The 21145-nt window shown below is 62.0% G+C and carries 25 protein-coding genes and 1 pseudogene; 16 read left to right on the top strand and 10 right to left on the bottom strand.

Going from position 1 to position 21145, the window contains the following annotated elements; all coding sequences use genetic code 11:
- Positions 1–38 precede the first annotated feature (38 nt).
- The 5 genes from V8G57_RS10960 to V8G57_RS10940 are packed head-to-tail and all read right to left on the bottom strand — an operon-like array spanning position 39 to position 4732.
- The gene (locus tag V8G57_RS10960; protein ID WP_342829405.1) at positions 39–1208 is read right to left on the bottom strand and encodes a VanZ family protein; all 1170 of its coding nucleotides are present in this window, start codon (positions 1206–1208) and stop codon (positions 39–41) included.
- Positions 1208–1810 (bottom strand): ABC-type transport auxiliary lipoprotein family protein, encoded by a 603-nt coding sequence (locus tag V8G57_RS10955; protein WP_342829404.1) that lies wholly within the window; start codon positions 1808–1810, stop codon positions 1208–1210. Before V8G57_RS10955 ends, V8G57_RS10960 begins: the two co-directional genes overlap by 1 nt.
- Positions 1811–1862: 52 nt before the next feature.
- Positions 1863–2810 carry an MlaD family protein gene (locus tag V8G57_RS10950; RefSeq protein WP_092395559.1) on the bottom strand — a complete coding sequence of 316 codons (948 nt, stop codon included), beginning with the start codon at positions 2808–2810 and terminating at the stop codon, positions 1863–1865.
- A 27-nt stretch (positions 2811–2837) separates the two neighbouring features.
- Entirely contained in the window at positions 2838–3608 is a 771-nt protein-coding gene (locus V8G57_RS10945; protein ID WP_342829402.1) for an ABC transporter ATP-binding protein, read from the bottom strand.
- Complete coding sequence (locus V8G57_RS10940; protein ID WP_342829401.1) at positions 3608–4732, bottom strand: MlaE family ABC transporter permease; 1125 nt, start codon at positions 4730–4732, stop codon at positions 3608–3610. Before V8G57_RS10940 ends, V8G57_RS10945 begins: the two co-directional genes overlap by 1 nt.
- Positions 4733–4939: 207 nt before the next feature.
- Here V8G57_RS10940 and V8G57_RS10935 point away from each other — a divergent pair, with 207 nt between their 5' ends.
- The 3 genes from V8G57_RS10935 to V8G57_RS10925 are packed head-to-tail and all read left to right on the top strand — an operon-like array spanning position 4940 to position 7249.
- Entirely contained in the window at positions 4940–5782 is an 843-nt protein-coding gene (locus tag V8G57_RS10935) for a biotin--[acetyl-CoA-carboxylase] ligase (RefSeq protein ID WP_342829400.1), read from the top strand.
- Positions 5783–5785: 3 nt separating this feature from the next.
- Complete coding sequence (locus V8G57_RS10930) at positions 5786–6553, top strand: type III pantothenate kinase (protein ID WP_342829399.1); 768 nt, start codon at positions 5786–5788, stop codon at positions 6551–6553.
- A gap of 3 nt (positions 6554–6556) precedes the next feature.
- Positions 6557–7249, top strand: coding sequence for an SPOR domain-containing protein (locus tag V8G57_RS10925; protein ID WP_342829398.1), 693 nt, complete (start codon positions 6557–6559; stop codon positions 7247–7249).
- A gap of 3 nt (positions 7250–7252) precedes the next feature.
- Here V8G57_RS10925 and V8G57_RS10920 read toward each other — a convergent pair whose 3' ends face one another.
- Positions 7253–7459: a cysteine-rich CWC family protein gene (locus V8G57_RS10920; protein ID WP_342829397.1), complete on the bottom strand. Its 207-nt coding sequence runs from the start codon at positions 7457–7459 to the stop codon at positions 7253–7255.
- Positions 7460–7778: 319 nt separating this feature from the next.
- Between V8G57_RS10920 and argB the strand changes: the two genes are divergently transcribed.
- Positions 7779–8681: an acetylglutamate kinase gene (gene argB, locus V8G57_RS10915; protein WP_014008176.1), complete on the top strand. Its 903-nt coding sequence runs from the start codon at positions 7779–7781 to the stop codon at positions 8679–8681.
- 59 nt (positions 8682–8740) lie between these two features.
- Here argB and V8G57_RS10910 read toward each other — a convergent pair whose 3' ends face one another.
- Entirely contained in the window at positions 8741–9457 is a 717-nt protein-coding gene (locus V8G57_RS10910) for a pseudouridine synthase (protein WP_342829396.1), read from the bottom strand.
- A 99-nt stretch (positions 9458–9556) separates the two neighbouring features.
- On the opposite strand from V8G57_RS10910, the gene V8G57_RS10905 reads away from it, so the two are divergent.
- Positions 9557–9904 carry a low molecular weight protein tyrosine phosphatase family protein gene (locus V8G57_RS10905; RefSeq protein WP_092395547.1) on the top strand — a complete coding sequence of 116 codons (348 nt, stop codon included), beginning with the start codon at positions 9557–9559 and terminating at the stop codon, positions 9902–9904.
- A gap of 51 nt (positions 9905–9955) precedes the next feature.
- Here the strand turns inward: V8G57_RS10905 and V8G57_RS10900 are convergent, their stop codons facing one another.
- A complete protein-coding gene (locus V8G57_RS10900) occupies positions 9956–10540 on the bottom strand; it encodes a DNA-3-methyladenine glycosylase I (protein WP_144738229.1) in 585 nt (194 codons plus the stop codon).
- A gap of 202 nt (positions 10541–10742) precedes the next feature.
- On the opposite strand from V8G57_RS10900, the gene V8G57_RS10895 reads away from it, so the two are divergent.
- Positions 10743–11594: a D-amino acid aminotransferase gene (locus tag V8G57_RS10895; protein ID WP_342829394.1), complete on the top strand. Its 852-nt coding sequence runs from the start codon at positions 10743–10745 to the stop codon at positions 11592–11594.
- Between the two features lie 315 nt (positions 11595–11909).
- The gene (locus V8G57_RS10890) at positions 11910–12197 is read left to right on the top strand and encodes a DUF493 family protein (protein WP_092395541.1); all 288 of its coding nucleotides are present in this window, start codon (positions 11910–11912) and stop codon (positions 12195–12197) included.
- A gap of 6 nt (positions 12198–12203) precedes the next feature.
- Here the strand turns inward: V8G57_RS10890 and gcvA are convergent, their stop codons facing one another.
- Entirely contained in the window at positions 12204–13130 is a 927-nt protein-coding gene (gene gcvA / locus V8G57_RS10885; RefSeq protein WP_144738231.1) for a transcriptional regulator GcvA, read from the bottom strand.
- A gap of 159 nt (positions 13131–13289) precedes the next feature.
- On the opposite strand from gcvA, the gene V8G57_RS10880 reads away from it, so the two are divergent.
- The 4 genes from V8G57_RS10880 to lipA all read left to right on the top strand — a co-directional run bounded on the left by V8G57_RS10880 (position 13290) and on the right by lipA (position 16044).
- A complete protein-coding gene (locus V8G57_RS10880) occupies positions 13290–13598 on the top strand; it encodes a DUF2917 domain-containing protein (protein ID WP_342829393.1) in 309 nt (102 codons plus the stop codon).
- A gap of 4 nt (positions 13599–13602) precedes the next feature.
- Positions 13603–14241 carry a glutathione S-transferase family protein gene (locus V8G57_RS10875; protein WP_342829392.1) on the top strand — a complete coding sequence of 213 codons (639 nt, stop codon included), beginning with the start codon at positions 13603–13605 and terminating at the stop codon, positions 14239–14241.
- Between the two features lie 76 nt (positions 14242–14317).
- Entirely contained in the window at positions 14318–14992 is a 675-nt protein-coding gene (lipB, locus tag V8G57_RS10870) for a lipoyl(octanoyl) transferase LipB (RefSeq protein ID WP_342829391.1), read from the top strand.
- Between the two features lie 38 nt (positions 14993–15030).
- Positions 15031–16044, top strand: coding sequence for a lipoyl synthase (gene lipA, locus V8G57_RS10865; protein WP_342829390.1), 1014 nt, complete (start codon positions 15031–15033; stop codon positions 16042–16044).
- Between the two features lie 145 nt (positions 16045–16189).
- On the opposite strand, the gene V8G57_RS10860 is transcribed toward lipA, so the two are convergent.
- Entirely contained in the window at positions 16190–17074 is an 885-nt protein-coding gene (locus V8G57_RS10860) for a LysR family transcriptional regulator (protein WP_342829389.1), read from the bottom strand.
- A gap of 140 nt (positions 17075–17214) precedes the next feature.
- Here V8G57_RS10860 and V8G57_RS10855 point away from each other — a divergent pair, with 140 nt between their 5' ends.
- The 5 genes and pseudogenes from V8G57_RS10855 to V8G57_RS10835 form a co-directional block, all read left to right on the top strand.
- The gene (locus V8G57_RS10855) at positions 17215–17988 is read left to right on the top strand and encodes an SDR family NAD(P)-dependent oxidoreductase (protein WP_342829388.1); all 774 of its coding nucleotides are present in this window, start codon (positions 17215–17217) and stop codon (positions 17986–17988) included.
- A gap of 152 nt (positions 17989–18140) precedes the next feature.
- Positions 18141–18803: a DUF1579 family protein gene (locus tag V8G57_RS10850; protein WP_342829387.1), complete on the top strand. Its 663-nt coding sequence runs from the start codon at positions 18141–18143 to the stop codon at positions 18801–18803.
- The gene (locus V8G57_RS10845; protein ID WP_342829386.1) at positions 18800–20035 is read left to right on the top strand and encodes an MFS transporter; all 1236 of its coding nucleotides are present in this window, start codon (positions 18800–18802) and stop codon (positions 20033–20035) included. The genes V8G57_RS10850 and V8G57_RS10845 overlap by 4 nt, the downstream gene beginning before the upstream one ends.
- Positions 20028–21014 carry an AraC family transcriptional regulator gene (locus tag V8G57_RS10840; protein ID WP_342829385.1) on the top strand — a complete coding sequence of 329 codons (987 nt, stop codon included), beginning with the start codon at positions 20028–20030 and terminating at the stop codon, positions 21012–21014. Before V8G57_RS10845 ends, V8G57_RS10840 begins: the two co-directional genes overlap by 8 nt.
- A pseudogene (locus V8G57_RS10835) lies at positions 21011–21136 on the top strand (hypothetical protein); the annotation flags it as partial. The gene V8G57_RS10840 and the pseudogene V8G57_RS10835, both read left to right, overlap by 4 nt.
- Positions 21137–21145: the final 9 nt, after the last annotated feature.

Here is a 21145-nt window from a genome sequence, read left to right as displayed (position 1 = left end):
AATACAGACGGGAATCATACACCGCCGCCATTTTGATTTCAGGAGCGGGGCTGCCGCGAGTCGCGCTGCGCCAGCTCGCGGCGCCGCTTGTGCATCGGATGGAACAGGAACCACAGCGTGCAGAACGGCCACAGCAGGGCCAGGAACTGGGCGACGCCGTTGAAGTTCAGGAATTTCCCCTGCGACCAGGTTTGCACGGTTTCGGTGTAATACGGATTGTCCGGCATGACATTGACCAGCAACAGCGATATGGCCAGGGTCAGCCCGGCCAGGCGCCGTTGCGCCAGCTGCGGCGCATAGGCCAGGCCGCTCAGCATGAGGCCGCCGATCAGCAGGCCGCCGAATGAGCCGGGGGTCAGCCAGACGAAGGCGTTGTCGGGCGCGAACAGCAGCGCCGTCGCCAGGATCTTGGTCATCAGCGTGAGAAACACCAGCAGCAAGGTCAGCGGCAATTTCGGCGCCTGCTGGCGCAGCAGGATCAGGAAGGTCAAGGCGGCCCCGGTCAGGCCGCAGGCGGTGATGATGGTCTCGGTCAGCCAGTACTGGTCGGCGCTGAACTGGATATCGTTGGTCAGCCAGGCTTGCAGGTCGATCGGCTGTTCCAGCAGGTCGGACAGCCAGGTCGACAGCATGGAGGTGAACTGGCCGAAGCCGAACAGGTGGCTGAGCGGATAAATCTGCGCCAGCGGCCACAGCGCGACCACCACCATGCCCTGGCTGGCTTCACGGTTGAACCAGTGCTCGCGCAGCTGCAGCAAGCGGCTGTCGGGGCCGAAGCGCGGCCGCAGGATGACGCCCAGCACCGCGCCGAGCAAGGCGCCGGCGCTGTTGGTCATCAGGTCCAGGTTGGAGGCGACGCGGGTCGGCAGGAAAGTCTGCACTGCCTCCATGGCGCCCGAGACCAGGATGCCGGCCAGGGTCGCCAGCAATACCGACCAATACGGCGACCAGCGGCGCGAGCGCGGCAACGACAGCACCATCAGCATGCCTAGCGGCAGGTAACCGGCGATATTGGTCCAGACATCGAACACGGTCCAGTAATGCGGCAGCGGCGCGCCCAGGTAGGCGAAGGCGGTCAGGCCGAGGTCGCGCCAGCCGGCAAACGGATACCAGCTGGCGTAGATGATCAGCAGCAGGTAGATCAGCAGGCTGACGCGGGCAAACGACGACGCGGCTGAAGAATTTGAAACGGTTGCTTGTTGCGTCATTATTTTTTCGGCGCCACTGTCGCCAGCCAGCTCATCAGGTCATCGATCACGCCGTCATTGGCCGCCACGAAAGCGCTGGCGGCGCCGGCGGCGTCGGCGCTGGGAGTCGCGGCCTGGCGGCTGAAGCTCTTTTGCGCCAGCAGCGTGCGGCCGTTGAACAGAGAAGCCCGTACCTGCAGCGTCGCCAGGCTGTGCGCGGGAGTATCGAAGGTTTGCGTGAAATCATCCATGTCGATGCGCAGCAAAGGAATATTCAGCGCGGCGTCCGACATCGCCAGCACCGTGCCGCCAGCCTGGGCCAGGCGCGATTTCAGGCGCTGCTGGAACAGCTGCGCCGGCGGCATGGTCCAGCGGCTGGCGGCGTATGGCCGGGGCTGCAGCTGGTTGGCGTAGGCCAGGCGGAAATACATCATGTTGTTGTCCAGCCAGGCCGGCGCATTGACGTCGGCCACGCTGACGGCGGGCAAGGCTGGCGCGGCGGTCGCGGCTGCGGGAGGCAGCAGGCCGAGGTCGTATTGGGTCGGCGCGTCGACCTTGCTGGCGCAGCCCGCGACCAGGGCAATCGCAAGGAACGACGACAGGGTTTTCAAGATAGCGGTCATGGCATGCCTTTAATCGGTTGGCGGCAGAGTGCGATCTCTGCCGCGCGAATGTTTATTTTCCTGGGGCGACAAAACCCGCTTCGCCGGGTCCGGGAGGCAGCGGCTTGCTGCCGAACAGGATGCTTTGCGGCTGCTGGTTGAGATGGTCCAGGGTCTGGTTCAGGCTGCGCATCGACGAGCGCGCTTCCGTGGTCAGCACATTGAAACGCGGCAGCGTATCGTATTCGACGCCATTGGCGACCGAGCCGATATTCTGCACCGCCCCGGCCAGGTTGGCGACAGCGCCGTCCGGTCCTTGCAGGCTGGCGGTCAAGGTGTTGAGGTTCTTGCTGAGCACCATCATGTTGTTGGACAGCGCCGTGACCGAGGCCAGCGCCTGGTTCAGCTGGCTGGTCAGGGCCGGCAGCTGGTTCAGGGTCGGCTGCAGCTGCTGCGGGATGCCCTGGTATTCGTTGACGGTCTTGCTGACGTCGCTGAACGCTTTCACCATGGTTTTCTGGTTCTCGGGATCGAGCAGGCTGTTCAGTCTTTCCACCGTATCGTTGGCGCGCGACAGAATCACCGCGCCCTTGCTCTGCAGGTTGTCGAACAGGCTCGGCCGCAGCTCTATGCGCGCCAGGTGCTGCTTGCTGCTGTCGAGCTTGAGCGGCTTGCTGCCGTCGTCGTCGAGCTGGATATAGGCGATCCCGGTCACGCCCTGGTAGCCCAGGGTGGCGAAGGTGGATTGCGTCATCGGCGTATCCGGATTGACCTTGATCTTGATCAGGATCTGCCCCGGCGATTTCGGATCGAAGGTGATGGTGTCGACCTTGCCGGCATCCAGGCCGCGGTAACGCACGTCGGCTTGCGGATTGAGGCCCGGCACCGACAGCTTGGTGGCGATTTGGTAAGGGATCCGTTCCACCCGGTCGCTGTTGAACCACATGACGCCGAACAGCGCCGCGATCAGCAAGGCCACCGTGAACAGTCCGGCGATCAGGGCATGCGCTTTATTTTCCATAAGACTTCCTATTTACGCTTTCTGCATTTATCCGCAAGTTTCATGCTCAAAACGGTTAGCAGTAAGAAAAAATGTTTCGATGAACGGATGCCGCACTTTCATCACGCGCTCCGGCGTGTCGTAGGCGATCACATGCTTGTCCGCCAGCACCGCGATCTTGGTCGACAACGCCAGCAGCGGCTCCAGGTCGTGGGTGATCATCACTACCGTCAGGCGCATGTCTTTGTGCAGCGAACGGATCAGTTCGATAAAAGCGGCCGACGATGCCGGATCGAGCCCGGCCGTCGGTTCGTCGAGAAACAGCAGTTCCGGTTCCAGCGCCAGCGCACGCGCCAGGGCCACCCGCTTGACCATGCCGCCGGACAGGTCGGACGGCATTTTCAGCGCATGTTCAGGGCCGATGCCGGCCATCTGCAGCTTGAGCAGGGCGGCGTCCCTGATCAGCCGGTCCGGCAAGGCGCGCAACTCGCGCATCGGCAGCGCCACGTTGTCGAGGACGGTCAGCGCCGAAAACAGGGCGCCCTGCTGGAACAGCATGCCCCAGCGGTTTTGCAGCGCGTACATCTGGTCGACATCGGCCTGGCTGATATCGGTGCCGAACACCATCACCTTGCCCTTGGTCGGCCGGTTCAGCCCGAGTATCTGGCGCACCAGCGTGGTCTTGCCGGAACCGGAGCCTCCCACCAGGCCGACGATCTCGCCGGCTTCTATGCGCAGGTCCAGGTCCTGGTGGATCACCGCCTGGCCGAACTGGGTCCAGAGCTTGTCGACCTCGATGATGGGTGCGTGCTCGGCCATCAGAATCCCACGCCGCTGAAAATGATCGCAAACACCGCATCGGCCACGATCACGATGGTGATGGCGGTCACCACCGAGGTGGTGGTGCCGTGCCCCAGGCTTTCCGTATTCGGTTCGATGCGCAGGCCGAAATAACAGGCCACCATCGCAATCAGGCCGCCGAACACCGCGCCTTTGCCGAGGCCGATCAGGTAATTGGGCAGCGGCACTGCGTTCGGCAACTGCTGCAGGAAATAAGTCGGCGACAAACCCAGCTGCAACTGCGCGGCGACCATCCCGCCCAGCAGCGCGATGGCGTCGGTCCAGATGACCAGCAAGGGCATCGCCACCAGCAACGCGAGCACGCGCGGCAAGATCAGCCGGAAGCCGTGCGGCAAGCCCATCACCAGCATCGCGTCGAGTTCTTCGGTCACGCGCATCACGCCCAGCTGTGCGGTGATCGCCGAGCCGGAGCGGCCGGCCACCAGGATCGCCGCCAGCAACGGCCCCAGTTCGCGGATAATGCTCATGCCGAGGATGTTCACCAGGTAGATATCGCCGCCAAAGGTATGCAATTGCTGTGCCGACAGGAACGACAGCACCACGCCGATCAGGAAGCCGACCAGCGCCGTAATTCCCAGCGCCTGGTAGCCGACGTGGTAGACGTTGGCGGAAATCTCTTTCCACGGCGCCCGCTGCGGCGCGCGCACCATGCGCAGGAAATCCAGCACCAGTTGTCCCAGCAGGGTGATAAAGCCGGACACATGCTCCAGCATCTCGGCGCCGATGTCGTAAATCACGTTGAGCAGGCGGCGGCGCGGCGGCTTGGGCGGTAATGCCAGGGTGCCGGCGCTGGCCAGGCGCTGGAAAAAATCGCGGTGCTGCGGCGCCAAGGTCAGTTGCCTGGGCCGGGTTTTGCCCCATGCGTTCCACAGAAATTGCGCGCCGATATGGTCCAGCGTGCCGATCCCCGACAAATCCCAGCGCAATGCGTCGTTTTTCCCGCCCAGTTTTCTCAGCTTGGCCTGCAATTCCCAGATCACCCCCGGCTGCGTCAAGGCATGCACCTGCCAGTTGCCGCGGGCGGCTACCAGGCTGCCATCTTTAAGATCGAGAACAGGAGTAGTGGAATCTGGGTTCGGCATCGTGTCAGTTTAAGGGAGAATTGCTTTCCAGACTATTACGGCAGTGATAAAACCCGGCCGGAAACGCCGCTCGGACAAGCGATTTAACGGTTTCCAGAGAAATATGCCATACGGATTAGCGGCGCCGTTGTTTTTTATTGTGTTTTCATGGGGAATCCCGCGCATGGCGAGCCGCATTCCGGCATAACTCCCGCTACAATGCGCGGCATGACTGTCCAATTTATTGCACCAATTTCGCCCGCGAGCCATTTGTCGGCCGCCCGCATCACCGCATTTGCCGGCTACCACGCTGAACAGTGCAGGGTCGAGGTAGTGGCCGAGACCGGCTCCACCAATGCTGACCTGCTGGCGCGCGTCGCCAGCGGTGACCGCTCCAGGGCGCTCGGCGCGCCGACCTTGCTGGCGGCGCAGACGCAGACTGCCGGCCGCGGCCGCGCCGGCCGCGCGTGGCTGACGGCGCCGTCGGCGGCGCTGACGTTTTCGCTGGCCTGGCCGTTTGCCGCGCCGTTGCAAACGCTGGTCGGCCTGCCGCTGGCGGTGGGCGTGGCGATTGCCGAGACCCTGGCCGATTTCGGCGTCGAGGTCCAGCTGAAATGGCCGAACGATGTCTTGCAAGGCGGCCGCAAGCTGGCCGGCATCCTGATCGAAACCGCGACCGCGCCGGACCAGCAGCTATGGGCGGTGGTCGGCATCGGCATCAATCTCGCCATGCCGGAACAGCTGCAGGAACAGATCGGGCGCCGCACCGCCAGCCTGCCGGCGGCGGCGGCGCAGGACCGCGACCTGCTGCTTGGATCGCTGCTCAGCGCGCTGGCGCAGACCATGCGGCAATTCGAAAACGCCGGCCTGGCGGCTTTCGTCGAGCGCTGGAACCGGCTGCATGCGTTTGCCGGCCAGCAGGTGCTGATCCTGGACCAGGGCAAGACGCTGCATGAAGGCCGCGCGCTGGGTATCGACCAGATCGGACGCCTGCTGCTGCAAACCGATGGCGGCAGCAGCCCGATTGCGATCATGGCCGGCGACATTTCATTGCGGCCGAAGGAAGACTGAACCATGGGCATGCTGTTGATCGATGTCGGCAATACCCGCATCAAATGGGCGCTTACGGCCATGCCGCAGCCAGGCGACCTGGCGGGCGCGTGGCTCGACAGCGGTTCGACGGCGCTGGGCGAACTGGTGGCGCTGAGCGAACGCTGGCGCAAGCTGGCGGTGACGCGCATACTGGTTTCGAACGTTGCTGGCGAACATGTGCAAGAGCGTCTGCAGACGTTGCTGGAGACGGTTTTCGGCGCTGCCGTGCGGCCCCACTGGTTTGTTTCGCTGCCGCAGCTGGCCGGCCTGCGCAACGCTTACCGCGACCCGGCGCAGCTCGGATGCGACCGCTTTGCCGCAGCGCTCGGCGCGCAACGCCTGTTTCCGCAGCAGACCCTGCTGGTCGCCACCTGCGGCACGGCGACCACCATCGATGCGGTCAGCGCCGACGGCGTGTTCAGCGGCGGCATGATACTGCCGGGGCTGGGCTTGATGGCGACCTCGCTGGCGCGCAGCACCGCGCGATTGCCGCATGTGACGGACCATGTGCAAGTCAACACGCTGTTTGCCGACAACACCGACGACGCCATCATCAGCGGCTGCATCAACGCCCAGGTCGGCGCCATCGAACGGGCCTTTGCGTTGCTGGGCCGGCAATCTGGCGCGCATATACTTTGTGTCGTGGCCGGCGGTTCGGCGGCGCTGGTGGCGCCCTACCTGTCCATCGCCCACGAAACAGTTGATAATCTGGTATTGATCGGTCTACAAACTGCCGCGGCAACTATCTGAACCATGTTGAAAATAATTTTCTGGCTGTTGTTATTGGCGAATGCCGCCTTGTTTGCCATGCAAAAAGGCTATCTCGGCGCGCTCTACAGCGACGGCAGGGAGCCGGCGCGCATCGGCAGGCAGCTGCAGCCGGACAAGATCAGGATGACCGCGGCCGAGAACGTTATGGCCCCGGCTGCGGTTGCCTCGCTCGCCAGCGCCGCGCTGGCGCCGGCGCCCACGGCCGCTGAACTGGCGCCGGTGGCCTGCACCGAAGTCGGCAATTTCACCGCGGCCGAAGCGCGGCGTTTTTCGAGCCAGCTGGCGGAACGCGTGCCGGCCGTCAAATTTGTCCGCCGTGAAACCCAGGAAGTGGCTAGCCACATGGTCTACCTGCCGTCGCTGGGCAGCAAGGAAGCGGCCGACGCCAAGGCCGACGAGGTGCGCCGGCTGGGGATCAGCGACTTTTTCGTGATCCAGGATTCGAGTCCGCTGCGCTATGGCATTTCACTGGGCATTTTCAAGACCGACGAAGCGGCGCAAAAGCAGGTCGCCAGCCTGGCCAAGCGCGGCTTGAGCGGCGCCAAGGTCGGCACGCGCAGCGTCAGTTCCAGCAAGGTGGCGTTCCAGCTGCGCGACCTGGGCGGCGACGCCAAGCTTGCCTTCGACAAGATCAAGCTGGATTTTCCTGCCCAGGAAGTGCGCAGCTGCCCTTAGTCCTTAGGGCAAGGTTTTTCCAGCGGCCGGTTCTTGTGCCTGTTTTTGTTCGTGCCGCAGCAGGCGCTGCAGGCAATCCGGGCAATAACATCCTGCCGCCGTGAGGCTGGCGCCGCCCAGCGGCGGCAGGCGGCTGCACCAGCAGGGCTGGCTCGCATGCTGGCTGGCGCCGCAGGAGAACTGTTGCCGGCAGGCGGGACATTGCGCCATTCCGTTTATCCTTTGAAGGCTTGTGGGCGTAGTGAGGGAAACCGCTGTCAGGATAACCATCTTCCCGGCATTGATATATCTACGCAACATCGCATGATTATTGGCGTGTCAGCCGTACCTAAGCAAGCGCATTTCCATGTAAAATCGCGCTGATCCATCGCGCAGCGATTTTTAACTCCCCCAGAGTTGCAGTCTTTGCACCTTTTTACTTTCTTCTGACAAACTGTTTCAGGTCGACGGGTCGTTAGCCACCGGTATTGAACCGCGCCGCGACCACGCAGCACCCCCAGCTTTTCGGAACTCTCTCGTAGGACTGTTCATGGCCGATTTGACCAACGATCTTGCCAACGTTGCACCAGGAATCAAAGCGGAAATTCTGGCCGAGGCGTTACCTTACATCCGTCAATTCCACGGTAAAACCATTGTCGTCAAATACGGCGGCAACGCCATGACCGAAGAACGCCTGAAGCACGGCTTCGCGCGCGACGTGATCCTGCTCAAACTGGTCGGCATGAACCCGGTGGTGGTGCATGGCGGCGGCCCGCAGATCGACAATGCGCTGAAGAAAATCGGCAAGCAGGGCACGTTCGTGCAAGGCATGCGCATCACCGACGAAGAAACCATGGAAGTGGTGGAGTGGGTGCTGGGCGGCGAAGTGCAGCAGGATATCGTGATGCTGATCAACCACTACGGCGGCCAGGCGGTTGGCCTGACCGGCAAGGACGGCGGCCTGATCCGGGCCCGCAAATATCGCATGCCGGACCGGGAAAAACCGGGCGAATTCCTCGACATCGGGTTTGTCGGCGAAATCGAAGCCATCAATCCGGCCGTGGTCAAAGCCTTGCAGGACGACGCCTTCATTCCGATCATTTCGCCGATCGGCTTTGGCGCCGACGGCCAGGCATACAACATCAACGCCGACGTCGTGGCCGGCAAGATCGCCGAGATCCTGCATGCGGAAAAGCTGATCATGATGACCAATATTGCTGGTGTGCAAGACAAGCAAGGCAACCTGGTGACTGACCTGTCAGCCCGTGAAATCGACGAAATGTTCAAGGACGGCACCATCTCCGGCGGCATGCTGCCGAAGATTTCATCGGCGCTGGATGCAGCCAAGTCGGGCGTCAATACAGTGCACATCATCGATGGCCGGATCGAGCATTCGCTGTTGCTGGAAGTGCTGACCGAACAGGCGTTCGGCACCATGATCCGCTCGCACTGATTTCCGGGAGCTCCCGGAAGCAAAAAGCGCAGGACTCAGGTCCTGCGCTTTTTTTCGCGCTACGCAGGCACCAGCAGGGCCAGGTGCTCCGGTTCCAGATAGCACCATTCTCCCAATTCCAGTTCCAGCGCTTCCAGCGTCAGGCCGCCGATGGCGGTGCGGCGCAAGGCTGAGCAATGGTTGCCGGCGGCGACCAGCATGCGCTTGACCTGATGGTATTTGCCCTGTTCCAGCACGATTTCGATTTCATGCGTGCCCAGCACGCGGCAGCTGACGGCCGCCAGCGTTTGCGGCTCGTCATGCAGCTTGACGCCGGCCAGCAGGCTCTGCACCAGTTCTTCGGTGACAGGATCGTGGGTGGTGGCGACGTACAGCTTCGGCACATGCCGCTTGGGCGACGACTGCGCATGGATGAAGCTGCCGTCGTCCGACATCAGCAGCAGGCCGGTGGTGTCGTGGTCGAGCCGTCCGACCGGCTGCACGTCGCGCCAGCTGAATTGTTCCGGCAGGATGCTCAGCACCCCGGGATGGTGGCTGGGCTTGCGCGAGCATTCGATATCGGCCGGCTTGTTGAGCACGATATAGACGTGTTCGCGGTAAGTCCATTCTTCCTCGAACAGGGTGAACACCAGGCCGTCGGTGTCGGGCGTGGACTTGTAGTCGGTGACGGCGGCGCCGTTGATGGCGACTTCGCCGTCTTCAATCAGCTCGCGGCAATATTTTCGGCTGCCGAAACCCTGCGATTGCAGGATCCGGTCTAAGGTCAGTTTAGGCATGGCGGCAATGTAGCAGAACGCTGTAAAGACGGAAAGGGGCGGCGCGCGATGTACCATGTTGCCAGAATAAATAAATCGCCGTCACCGGCAAACCGGTAAATGACCAAATTACTCTTTGTCTGCAGCCGCAACCAATGGCGCAGCCCCACAGGCGAACAGGTATGGCGGCGCCAGCCCGGGATACAGGCGCGCTCGGCCGGAACCAGCCCGAATGCGCGCAGGAAAATCAGCGCCGGCGATATCAGCTGGGCCGATGTGATTTTTGTGATGGAGAAAAAGCACAAGAACCGCATCGTCGCCGAGTTCGGGCGCCTGCTGGAGCACAAGACCATCCACGTGCTGGATATTCCGGACGAATACCAGTACATGGATCCGGAACTGGTCGAGCAGCTGACCGAGGTTGTCGCCCACCTGCTGGCGGCTGCGGGCGGCCGGCAGGCGGACTGAGCCGCTTTAAGCCGGTTGAGCCGGTTTCGCGGCGTTCAATGACTCTTGGCGTTACTCTGCCACCGCCTGGTGCCGGAAGCATTCGACGCAATGGTCGTTGACCATGCCGATCGCCTGCATGTAGGCGTAGATGATGGTGGAACCGACGAATTTGAAGCCGCGCTTGGCCAGGTCCTTGGAAATGCGGTCGGACAAGGGCGTCGTGGCAGGATTGCCGCCCAGCAGCGTCCATTCGTTCTGGATCGGCTTGCCGTCCACATAGGCCCACAGGAAAGGCGCCAGGCCGCCGGCTTCGGTGCGCAGCTTGAGATAAGCCTGGGCGTTGCTGATGGCGGCGGCAATCTTCAGGCGGTTGCGGACGATGCCGGCGTCGGCCAGCAGGGCGGCGACCTTGTCCTGGTCGTAGCGGGCGATTTTCCTGGCGTCCCAGTTGTCGAACGCGCGCCGGTAGTTGTCGCGCTTGTTGAGGATGGTTTCCCAGCTGAGGCCGGCTTGCGCGCCTTCCAGGTTCAGCATTTCGAACAGCCGCACCTCATCGTGGCAGGGCTTGCCCCATTCTTCGTCGTGGTAGGCCAGGTAGCGCGGATTGGCGGGATTGGCCCAGGCGCAGCGGGTGAGGACGGGGGTGGTGGTCATGGTCGGGATAAGAGAAGAAAGCGAGAGGGGCGCTTCCTCGAAGTTGAAGTATGCACATGCTACCGCATCGCACCGGAATCATCCTGTCGTGGCGGAAAAGGGGAGGCGGCGCATCCGCCTGTCTTCCGCATACTTTTTTTGCATACCCTGCACGCCGGCGCTGTGCCAGAATTGAATCCTCTACTTTTTCAGGAATCCGATCATGCAAGACCCGCTGGTTTATCTTAACGGCAGCATGACGCCGCTGTCCGAAGCGCGCATCCCGGTACTCGACCGCGGCTTCATTTTTGGCGATGGCGTGTATGAGGTGATTCCTATCTACGGCCGCAGGCTGTTCCGTTCCGAGCACCACCTGGCGCGCCTGTTCCGCAGCCTGGCGAAAATCAGTATTACAAATCCGCATGACAGGGAGCAGTGGCTGGCGCTGATCCAGGGCGTGATCGACGCCCATCCGGCGCATGACCAGATGGTCTACATCCACGTCACGCGCGGCGTCGCCAAGCGCGGCCACGCGTTCCCGAAAGAAGCGCTGGCGCCGACCGTGTTCATCATGACCAATCCGCTGGTATTGCCGAGCGACGCGCTGCGCGCCAGCGGCGTGCCTTGCGTTTCGATGGAAGACCAGCGCTGGCTGCATTGCGAAATCAAGTCGATCTCCCTGCTGGGCAATGTGCTGGCGGCGCAAAATGCCGCCGAGCACGGCGTGGTGGAAGCGATCCAGTTCCGCGACGGCTGGCTGACCGAAGCGTCGTCGTCGAATGTCTGGATCGTCAAGCACGGCAAGCTGATGGCGCCGCCCAAGGACAACCTGATCCTGGAAGGCATCCGCTACCGCCTGATCGAGGAGTTGTGCGCCGCCGGCGGCATTCCGTTCGAAGCGCGCCGGATTGCGCGCGAAGAGGTGTTCGCTGCCGATGAAGTGCTGCTGTCGTCGGCCACCAAGGAAGTGCTGCCGGTGGTGTCGATTGACGGCAAGGCTATTGGAAACGGCGCTCCCGGCCCCATATACAAGCAGTTATACGAGGCTTATCAGCAAGCCAAGGCTGCTGCCTGAAACGAACCGGTTTCTTTCGGATAGCCGGACGGATGGTTGCAGGGTGGAAATTTCCACCCTGTTTTCATTTGAACAAGCCGTTCCTGCAGAATTGCATGCCGCCGATGAGCTGGTGCAGCGTTTCGTATGTAATGAAACTTCATAAACGGTGTTTTTTCGCGCCATGCGTCGTTGCAAATCCTCGCGATAGCACCACTATCGCTCCGGTTTGCGCCTAGCCTGGCACGAAAATCCACCATTTCTGAAGCTCCATTACATACGAAACGCTACACGGAGTAAACTACCTGCCAGTAACATCACTAAAGAGTAAAGACCATGACCGACCTGACCAAGCCAATCGATCCAGCCGACAGCCTGATCGAATATCCAAGCGTGTTCCCCATCAAGATCATGGGGCCGACGCACGATGCTTTCGCAGAGACCATCATCGGCGTGGTGGTGCAGCACGATCCTACTTTTCATATCGACAAGCTGGAAGTGCGGCCGTCGTCCAAGGGCAATTACACCGGCCTGACGGCCAATGTGTATGCCGTCAACCGCGAGCAGCTGGATAACCTGTACCGGGCGCTGTCGTCGCATCCGATGGTGAAGATGGTCCTGTAAAGCGAATCATGGCTCGGGCGCCCCGGGCCATTCGCTTTGCGCCTTGAAAGCCCTCACCTCGTCCAGCAGCCAGCGATGGAAAGCCTGCACCTGCGGTTTGCTCATCGCTTCCTTGGTGCAGGCGAAATAATAGGATAGCGGGCAGCGCGCGACGACGTCGAACAAGCGCACCAGCTCTCCCGAAGCAATCTCCTGCAGCGCAATCGCGTGCCGCGTCAATGCAATCCCCAGGCCGTCCGAAGCCGAACGCAGCAGCATCGAGGCGTCCTCGATCAGCAAGCCGCCGGTCGGCTCCACCAGGTCGATGCCGGCCGCCTCGAACCACGGCAGCCAGGACGATTCCGTATCCATCCGCAACAGGCTGCACTGTTCCAGTTCCTGCGGCGTTTTCGGCAACTTGCCGCCGCGGTAGTTCGGGCTGGCCACCGGATAGTAAAAATCATCCATCAGTTTCTCCACCACCAGCCCCGGGTAATGCCCCAGGCCGTAGCGCAGGCCGACGTCGATAGGTTCACGTTCCAAGTCGTTGAGGTGGTTGCTCGACTGCAGCACCACCTCGGTATCGGGATGCAGGTCGATGAATTTCCACAGCCGCGGCGCCAGCCAGCGCGCGGCAAACGAGGGCAGGGCGGAAATCGTCAATCGCTTTTGCTTGGCGTCCATCTTCAGCGCTTCGGCGGCAAACGCGATTTCATTCAGGGATTTGCGGATGACGGCGGCAAAACGCTGCCCCTGCTCGGTGATCGTGATCCGTTTACCGTGGCGGCTGAACAACATGATGCCCAGTTCTTGTTCCAGGGCCCGGATTTGATGGCTGATCGCACCTGGCGTCACATAGATTTCTTCGGCCGCACGCGAAAAGCTGTCGTTGCGGGCGGCGGCCTCGAAGGCGCGCAGGGCGGAGAGATTCGGCAGTTTTCTGAGATCAGCCATGTTATATGAGGAAAATTAGCAAGGGGAAGGAAAATTACTCGTTTTGCAACCGCCTACCGCACGACTAGAATGGCTCTGTAGAAACAAGGAATGTCTATATCAAGCGGTTCATCGGCTGATGTGGCATCCAATATACCAGCAGTTTCAAGGAGTGACATCATGAGAAAATTATTAGCTAACGAATCGTTGTCCATAGGCGCCGGCCAAGCCATGTCGGTCACTGCCCCGGTGGCCCAGACCCTGCAGATCATGCAAGGCCGCGTATGGGTGACGGTGGCAGGACAAGGCGACGACTACTGGCTGCATGCCGGGCAGTTCCTCAACGTTGCCGCCGACAGCCATATCGTCATCGAAGCCGTCAAGGGCAACAGCGTGGTGCAGATCCAGCGGCAATCGACTCGCCTGCCGGCTGCCAGCGTACGCGCCGGCCTCGGCAAGCCGTTGGGCGCCCGTCCTGTAGCCTGCTGACCTGATGTCCGGCATGCAAGACGAGATCACGCTTTACGGCAATGCAAATTCGGGGCACGCCTATAAGGTCGCCTTGATGCTGGCGGTCAGCGGCGTGGTCCACGATTACCAGGCAATCGATATCGACCAGCCGCACGGCCAGCGGCCGGAGCCGTTTCGCAGCCTGGCCAGGTTCGGCCAGGTGCCGTTGCTGGTGCACAACGGCGAGCCGTATGCGCAATCCGACGCCATCCTTTGCCACCTGGCGCAGCACACGGGCGGTTTCGGCGCCGAATCGGCGAGCCGCATGGCGCGCGTGCACGAATGGCTGTTCTGGGAAGCCAACCGGCTCGGCATGTGTTTGCCGCAGCTGCGCTGGGCGCGCAGCTTTGCGCCGCAGGAATACCCTGCCGGCGCCGTCGACTGGCTGCAGGGCCGGTTTGACGCGGATATCGCCAGGCTGGAAGCGGAACTGGCCGATGGCCGCGCGTTCATCATCGATGAACTGCCGACCGCCGCCGATTTTTCCCTGTGCGGCTACCTGTTCTGGGCCGACGCCGCCAAAGTCGCGCTGCCGCCGCATGTGATCGCCTGGCTGCAACGCATCCGCGCCTTGCCGAACTGGCAATCTCCCGAGAGTTTACTTGGCCCCCTGAGGACCTGACCGCGCGCCGGCGTGCCAGCCGCGGCGTATCGCCGTTTCTGCACGCCGGCCGCTTTTTTTCGTTACACTTGCGCTTATGTCCAGCGTGCAGCAGCTCCGTTCCCCCGATCATCCGCCCAGCCCCCAGATCATCCAGCGCGGCGTCGAGCCGTACTCCGTCAGTTTTGACGCGATGCGCGCGTTCACTGATTCCCGTTCCGCTGATACCCCGGACCAGCTCTGGATCGTCGAGCACCCGCCGGTGTTTACGCTGGGTTTGGGCGCCGATCCGAGCCACGTGCTGGCGCCGCACGATATCCCGGTGATACAGACCGACCGCGGCGGCGAAGTGACCTACCACGGACCGGGCCAGGTAGTGATTTACCTGCTGCTGGACTTGCGCCGCCGGCGTCCCGCCGCCCGCCTGTTCGTGCGGGAATTCGTGCAGGGCATCGAGCAGGCGGTGATCGACACGCTGGCAGCGTATAATCTGGCCGGTGAACGCAAGGCCGGCGCGCCCGGGATTTATATTGCCGACGGCGCCTGGCAAGGTGCGAAGATCGCCGCCCTTGGCTTGAAAGTAAGGGGCAGCGGCTGCACTTACCACGGTGTGTCGCTCAATGTCAGCATGGACCTGGAGCCTTTTTCCTGGATCAACCCGTGCGGCTACGAAGGCCTCGCCACCGTCGATATGAAAACACTGGGCGTTGATATAGCTCTCTCTGAGATGCAGTTAGCGCTTGCTCACAAACTGATTGACCGTTTTAACTGAGTCCCTTCCCTGGACTCCCGCAAGGAAACGCCTAGACCATGACCACAGAAACCACGCCGTCGCTGCCTGCCGAAACCAGCGTTGCCGCCGCCAGCTACAATCCGTCCGAAAAGCAGAAGGGCGCCAGCAAGACTGCGCGCATCCCGATCAAGATCATCCCGGTCGAGCGTTTGCAAAAGCCGGACTGGATCCGCGTCAAGGCGGCCTCGCCATCGTCGCGTTTCTATGAAATCAAGGACATCCTGCGCGCCAACAGCCTGGTCACGGTATGCGAAGAAGCCAGCTGCCCGAACATCGGCGAATGTTTCGGCAAGGGCACCGCCACTTTCATGATCATGGGCGACAAGTGCACCCGCCGCTGCCCGTTCTGCGACGTCGGCCACGGCCGTCCCGATCCGCTTGACGTCAACGAGCCGGAAAACCTGGCCAAGACCATCGCTGCGCTGAAACTGAATTACGTCGTCATCACCAGCGTCGACCGCGACGACCTGCGCGACGGCGGCGCCGGCCACTTTGCCGAGTGCATCCGCCACGTGCGTGCGCTGTCGCCGAACACCCGCATCGAAATCCTGGTGCCGGACTTCCGCGGCCGCATGGACCGCGCGCTGGAGATCCTCAACCTGGCGCCGCCCGACGTCATGAACCACAACCTGGAAACCGCGCCGCGCCTGTACAAGGAAGCGCGGCCAGGCTCCGACTACGAATATTCGCTGAATTTGCTGAAACGCTTCAAGGCCCTGCATCCGAACACGCCGACCAAATCCGGCATCATGGTCGGCCTCGGCGAAACCGATGAAGAAGTCTTGCAAGTCATGCGCGACATGCGCGCCCACGATGTCGACATGCTGACCATCGGCCAGTACCTGATGCCGAGCGGGAACCACCTGCCGGTGCGGCGCTATGTGCATCCTGACGTGTTCAAGATGTATGAAGAGGAAGCTTACAAGATGGGTTTCGCGCACGCCGCGGTGGGCGCCATGGTGCGCAGTTCCTACCATGCCGACCAGCAGGCGCATGACGCCGGCGTTGCTACCAACATCGCTTCAGCGTAGTCCTCGGTTGTTTACCGGAAAAACCCGGCGACCTATGTCGTCAGAAATACGTCACTTCCGACACGCTGCGCCATGTATTTGATGGCAACAAGGATTTTGGAGCAGGTCCGCTGCCCGGCCTGCAATTCCAACAGCGAACTATTACCTATGCCTTCATTACCTCAATCAATGCTCTGAGACCGGCAGACTGGTGCCTGCGGCTTGGGAAATAGAGGAATAGCCCTTCGTCGACATTACACCAGTCCTCGAGGCAGCGCCTGAGCCGGCCATCGCGCAGATAAGGCGCGGCGCGGTCTTCCCAGACGTATCCCAGGCCCAAACCTCGCGCCGCGGCATCCGCCATTAATTCTTGGCTATCGACCGTTAACGGCCCCGAGACCTCGACCTGAACGGTCTCGCCGTTCTTGAAGAACTCCCAATTGAAGATCGTTCCGCTGGGAAATGCATATCGGATACATGTGTGGCTGTGCAGATCATGGGGTGTCAAAGGTGGCTGCTTGCCTTCGAAATAGCTGGGCGAGCCGACGACGGTGAAGCGGAACTTCGATTTGATCCGAACCGCGATCATGTCCTGCGATAGACGTTCGCCGAAGCGGATTCCCGCATCGAAACCTTGTTCCACGATATCGACCAGCGTGTCGGTGGCCACCACCTCCAGCTTCAGTCCGGGATTGCGCTTCAGCAGCAGCTCCATCGCATCGCCGAGTACAAAGGGAGCAATCGAGTTGGGAACATTGATCCTGACTGTACCGAAAGGCGTGGCGCGGAAGGAGTTCAACTCATCCACGGCTGCCCGCATATCCGAAAATGCCGGCCCCAGCCGAGTAAACAATATCTCCCCGGCTTCAGTCAGCGAAACACTGCGCGTGGTGCGATGAAAAAGACGTACCCCCACCCGGGTTTCCAGGCTGCGTATCGAATGACTGATCGCTGACGCAGATGTGCCTCGTTCGGTGGCTGCCTGGCGAAAGCTCAGGTACTTCGCCACCACGGCAAACACGGCAAGTTCGGCAAGCTCGGAATTTTCCATTGATGAATATTATTCAGTATTGTAAGGAATATTGACTACTTTATCATATCAATATCAAGTTGCAGAATAGCGTCCAAGGAATCAGCGAAATTTTCTTTTTCCCTTCCTTAGCCCTCAACTTACTGATTATGGAGAAACAAATGAATGCTTCCGTCTCACCCCAAACTCTTTCCGGAAAAGTCGCGCTGGTCACCGGCGCCAGTTCCGGCATCGGCCGCGCCACGGCCATCGAACTGGCCCGCCGTGGCGCCAAAGTGGTCGCCAGCGCCCGCCGCCGGGCCGAAATCGACGCGCTCGTCGCCGAGATCAGGAAGGATGGTCACGAAGCGTCGGCCGTCGTCGCCGACATCAATATCGAACAAGATGTGATCGACCTGGTTGCCAAGACCATCTCGCTCTATGGCCGGATCGACGTTGCTTTCAACAATGCTGGTACCGAAGGTGAGTTCACACCCTTCGTGGAGCAATCGAATGAAACGTATGACACGATTTTCAACGCCAATGTCCGCGGCGTCTTCTGGTCGATGAAGCATGAAGCGAAGGCAATGCTGGCGCAAGGCGGCGGCACCATCATCAACAATGCATCGATGGGCGGCGTCATCGGCTTCGCCAATGCGGGCCTCTACATCGCCAGCAAACACGCGGTTCTCGGCCTGACCAAGACGGCGTCGATAGAATTGTTCAAGCAAGGCGTGCGGGTCAACGCCGTCAATCCCGGCATCATCGACACCCCGTTCCAAGACCGCATCTGGCCGAGCAGCGAGGCGAAGGACACCTTCGCAGCCTCGACCGTTGCCGGCCGTGCCGGCAGGTCGGAAGAGATAGCTGCCGTCGTGGCTTTCCTTGCCTCGGATGACGCCTCGTTCGTTTCCGGCCACGGCCTGCTCGTTGACGGCGGCTATTCCATCGCCTGATCACCAGACAATCAGCGATGCAAACCGGTCAAACGGTCATAGAGTGGAGCCGAGGTACCTGTCAGACTGCTTACCGAGAACTTCGGGACCGGCGGCGCCGCGCTACGGCCGCTGGCTCACGTAACGCAACCCAATCAAACTGGATGACCTGTATGACTATTCATTGGAAACCTTGGTGCGCAGCGGCGCTGACCTTCACTGCCCTCATCGCCGAGGCGCCCCTTGTTCTCGCGCAAGACAGCAATCTGCCGGCGCCGGGCGCCCGTTCGGCAGCGGCGGAGCTGCCGGCGTGGATACGCCGCGGGCTGCCTGGCGCTGGCCATGCGGCGATCGCCCCGCTGGTCGGCACATGGCATGTCCAGATGGGTATCTACGGTACCTTGGGGCGCCGGGATGACGAACCGCCCATCACATCTGATGACATTGTGGCCCGGCGCGAATGGGTTGCAGGCGGACGCTATCTGGAGGACACGACCGAAGGCAGCCTGGAGGGGGCACGCTATTGGCGGCGTGGCTGGCTAGGCTACAGCAATATGGACCGGCGCTATGAGTGGGTCACCATTGATGCCGTCAACTCCGAAATGATGAGCTATGCCAGCAGCACCGGCTCCGGCCCTCAGACCGCCATCAGCCTGACCGGCGTGTTCACCGACCAAGGCGTGGCTGGCGAAGCGTATGCCGGCAAGTCGATTCCCATGCGCACCGTGATCCGCATCGAGAGCAACGATCGCCACACGATCGAGCTGTACTTCACGCGTCCAGGCGACAAGGAACGGCTTGCAACGCGCGCGGTTTACACCCGCACCGCCCCGTGAATCCGCAGGCCAGGGCGCAAACCGCGCTGTTTGCGCTGGCGCTGAGCGCGTTCGTCTTCGGCACGGCCGAGTTTGTCGTTGTCGGCGTGCTGGATCTTGTCGCTCGCGACCTGGCGATACCAATCGCCACCGCCAGCCACCTGGTGATGGCGTATGCCTTGGGCATCGCCATTGGCGGCCCCATTGCCACTGCGCTGACGACGCGGTTCGAGCGCCGCTTTGTGCTGGCTTTGGCGCTGGCGGTGTTTGTCGCGTCTAACGTCGTCATCATTGTCTCTCGCCATTTTGGCCTGCTGGCGCTGGCGCGCTTCGTGCCCGGCGCCATGCACGGGCTGTTCGTGGGAGCGGCGTCTGTCGTAGCCGCGGGACTGGTGCCCGCCAGGCAGCGCGGACAGGCCATGTCCATGGTATTTGGCGGCGTCGCCGTTGCGACCGTGCTGGGCGTGCCGCTAGGCACCTGGATGGCGCAGGCGATGGGCTGGAGGGCGGTGTTCGCGGGCATCGCCGCACTCGGTGCGCTGGCGTGGGCCGCGACGCTGGCGATCGTTCCGCGCCACGAGGCCGGGGCCGCCGTCGGCACCATGGCACAGGCGCGCGCTGCGTTTGCACCGCGCGTATTGGCGCTGCTGGCCGTGGCGGCGTTGTTGATGGGCGGACAATTCAGCGTCTTCACCTATATCGCACCGTATCTCAAGCAAGTCGCCGGGGCGACGGACAAGTCAATCGCCGCCTATCTGCTGGTCTACGGCGTCGCCAGCGCGGCGGGCATGTTCGCTGGCGGCCGTCTGGCAGACCGCAACGCAAGCGCCACTATCGTGGTCGCCAACGCGCTGCTGCTGGCCGTGCTCAGTTCACTTTACTTTTTTGGCTCTGGTGCATTCATGGCGATGCTGATTTTGGCCGCCTGGGGCATTATCGGTTTCGGCATGGTTCCTGCCATTCAAATCCGTGTGGTCGGACTGGCCGGGCAAGGCGGCGATCTTGCCGCGTCGCTGAGCGCCTCCGCCATCAACGCGGGCATCGCGGCCGGATCCTTGGCGGGTGGATGGGCGCTGGTGCGGTTTGACGTGAGCGCGGTTGTGTTGGTAGGATTGGCGCTGTGCACGCTGGCCCTGCCGGCCGCCTGGGCGACACGAAGCTTCGAGGCGCCGGTGCCGATGGCGCCGGCATCGGTGCCACGTCCCGATATCCAGCGCCAACTTCTGAATCGAGTCGCCCAGCCCGATGACTAACCGCTTCCAGCCCATCGCCTCAAGTCGAACACCAGACCATTTGAGCCCAGTCCTTCAGGACTTGAGGCTAACCCGCGCCTCGTACTGCCGAACCGATATGACTGCGCCCTGGGGCGTCGCGATCCCGCAGCAAGACGGCGTGTGTCTGCATTTCGTCGTCGAAGGCGGTTGCTGGCTGCGCTTGCCGTCCCAAGAACCGGTCTGGATCGAAACAGGCGACCTTGCTTTTCTACCGCGCGGCACGGGCCACGCCATCGCGGATGATCCGAACTCGGCCGTGCGGCCGCTGCAAGAATTCGACCAGGACACCATCGGACCGACAACTCACAATATGCGCGCGGGCGGCGGCGGCGCCCGCGCGCTAATCGTGTGCTGCGCCGTCGAATTCGAAGAGCCGGCGGTGCACCCTCTCACCGAGTTGATGCCGGAGCTTGTCTTGCTGCGCAGCACCGATCCAGCGGACCCGGCACTTCCTACCCTGCTGTCCCTGATGGCGGCCGAAGTGGCAGCCCGCCGCATAGGGTCGGCGACGGTGATGGCGCGCCTGGCCGACGCGGTAGTGACGCATCTGGTGCGAGCCTGGGCCGAAGCGTACGATGCCGATCCGAAGGGCTGGCTGGCGGGAGTCCGAGACCCCCGCATAGGGCGGGCAGTCGCCGCCATCCACCGCCAGCCCGGCCATCTATGGTCGGTCGGATCGCTGGCGCGTATCGCCGCGCTTTCGCGCTCTGCGTTCACCGAGCGCTTCACCTCCGCCGTTGGCCTGTCGCCGGCGCGCTACCTGGCACAGTGGCGCATGCACATTGCCGGCACCTGGTTGCGGCATGGCCAGCTGACCGTTGCTGATGTGGCGCGGCAGTTGGGATACGAATCCGAAGCATCGTTTAGCCGCGCCTTCAAGCGCCTGCATGGAGTACCTCCCGGTACGCTCCGTGCGCAACCCGCCGATAAGACATTTCAACCGCTTGACAGCAAATGACAGCAAGAATCATGGTCACGAAAATCACCGTCGAAACTTTCATCAATGCTCCCATCGCCAAGGTCTGGCGTGCTTACACAACGCCGAGCGATATCATGCAGTGGAACACGGCTTCCGACGATTGGCACACC

The sequence above is a fragment of the Collimonas rhizosphaerae genome, assembly GCF_038896935.1.
Lineage (GTDB): Bacteria > Pseudomonadota > Gammaproteobacteria > Burkholderiales > Burkholderiaceae_D > Collimonas > Collimonas rhizosphaerae.
Note: the sequence above shows the minus strand (reverse complement) of the source record. Positions and strands in the feature narration are given on the sequence as shown.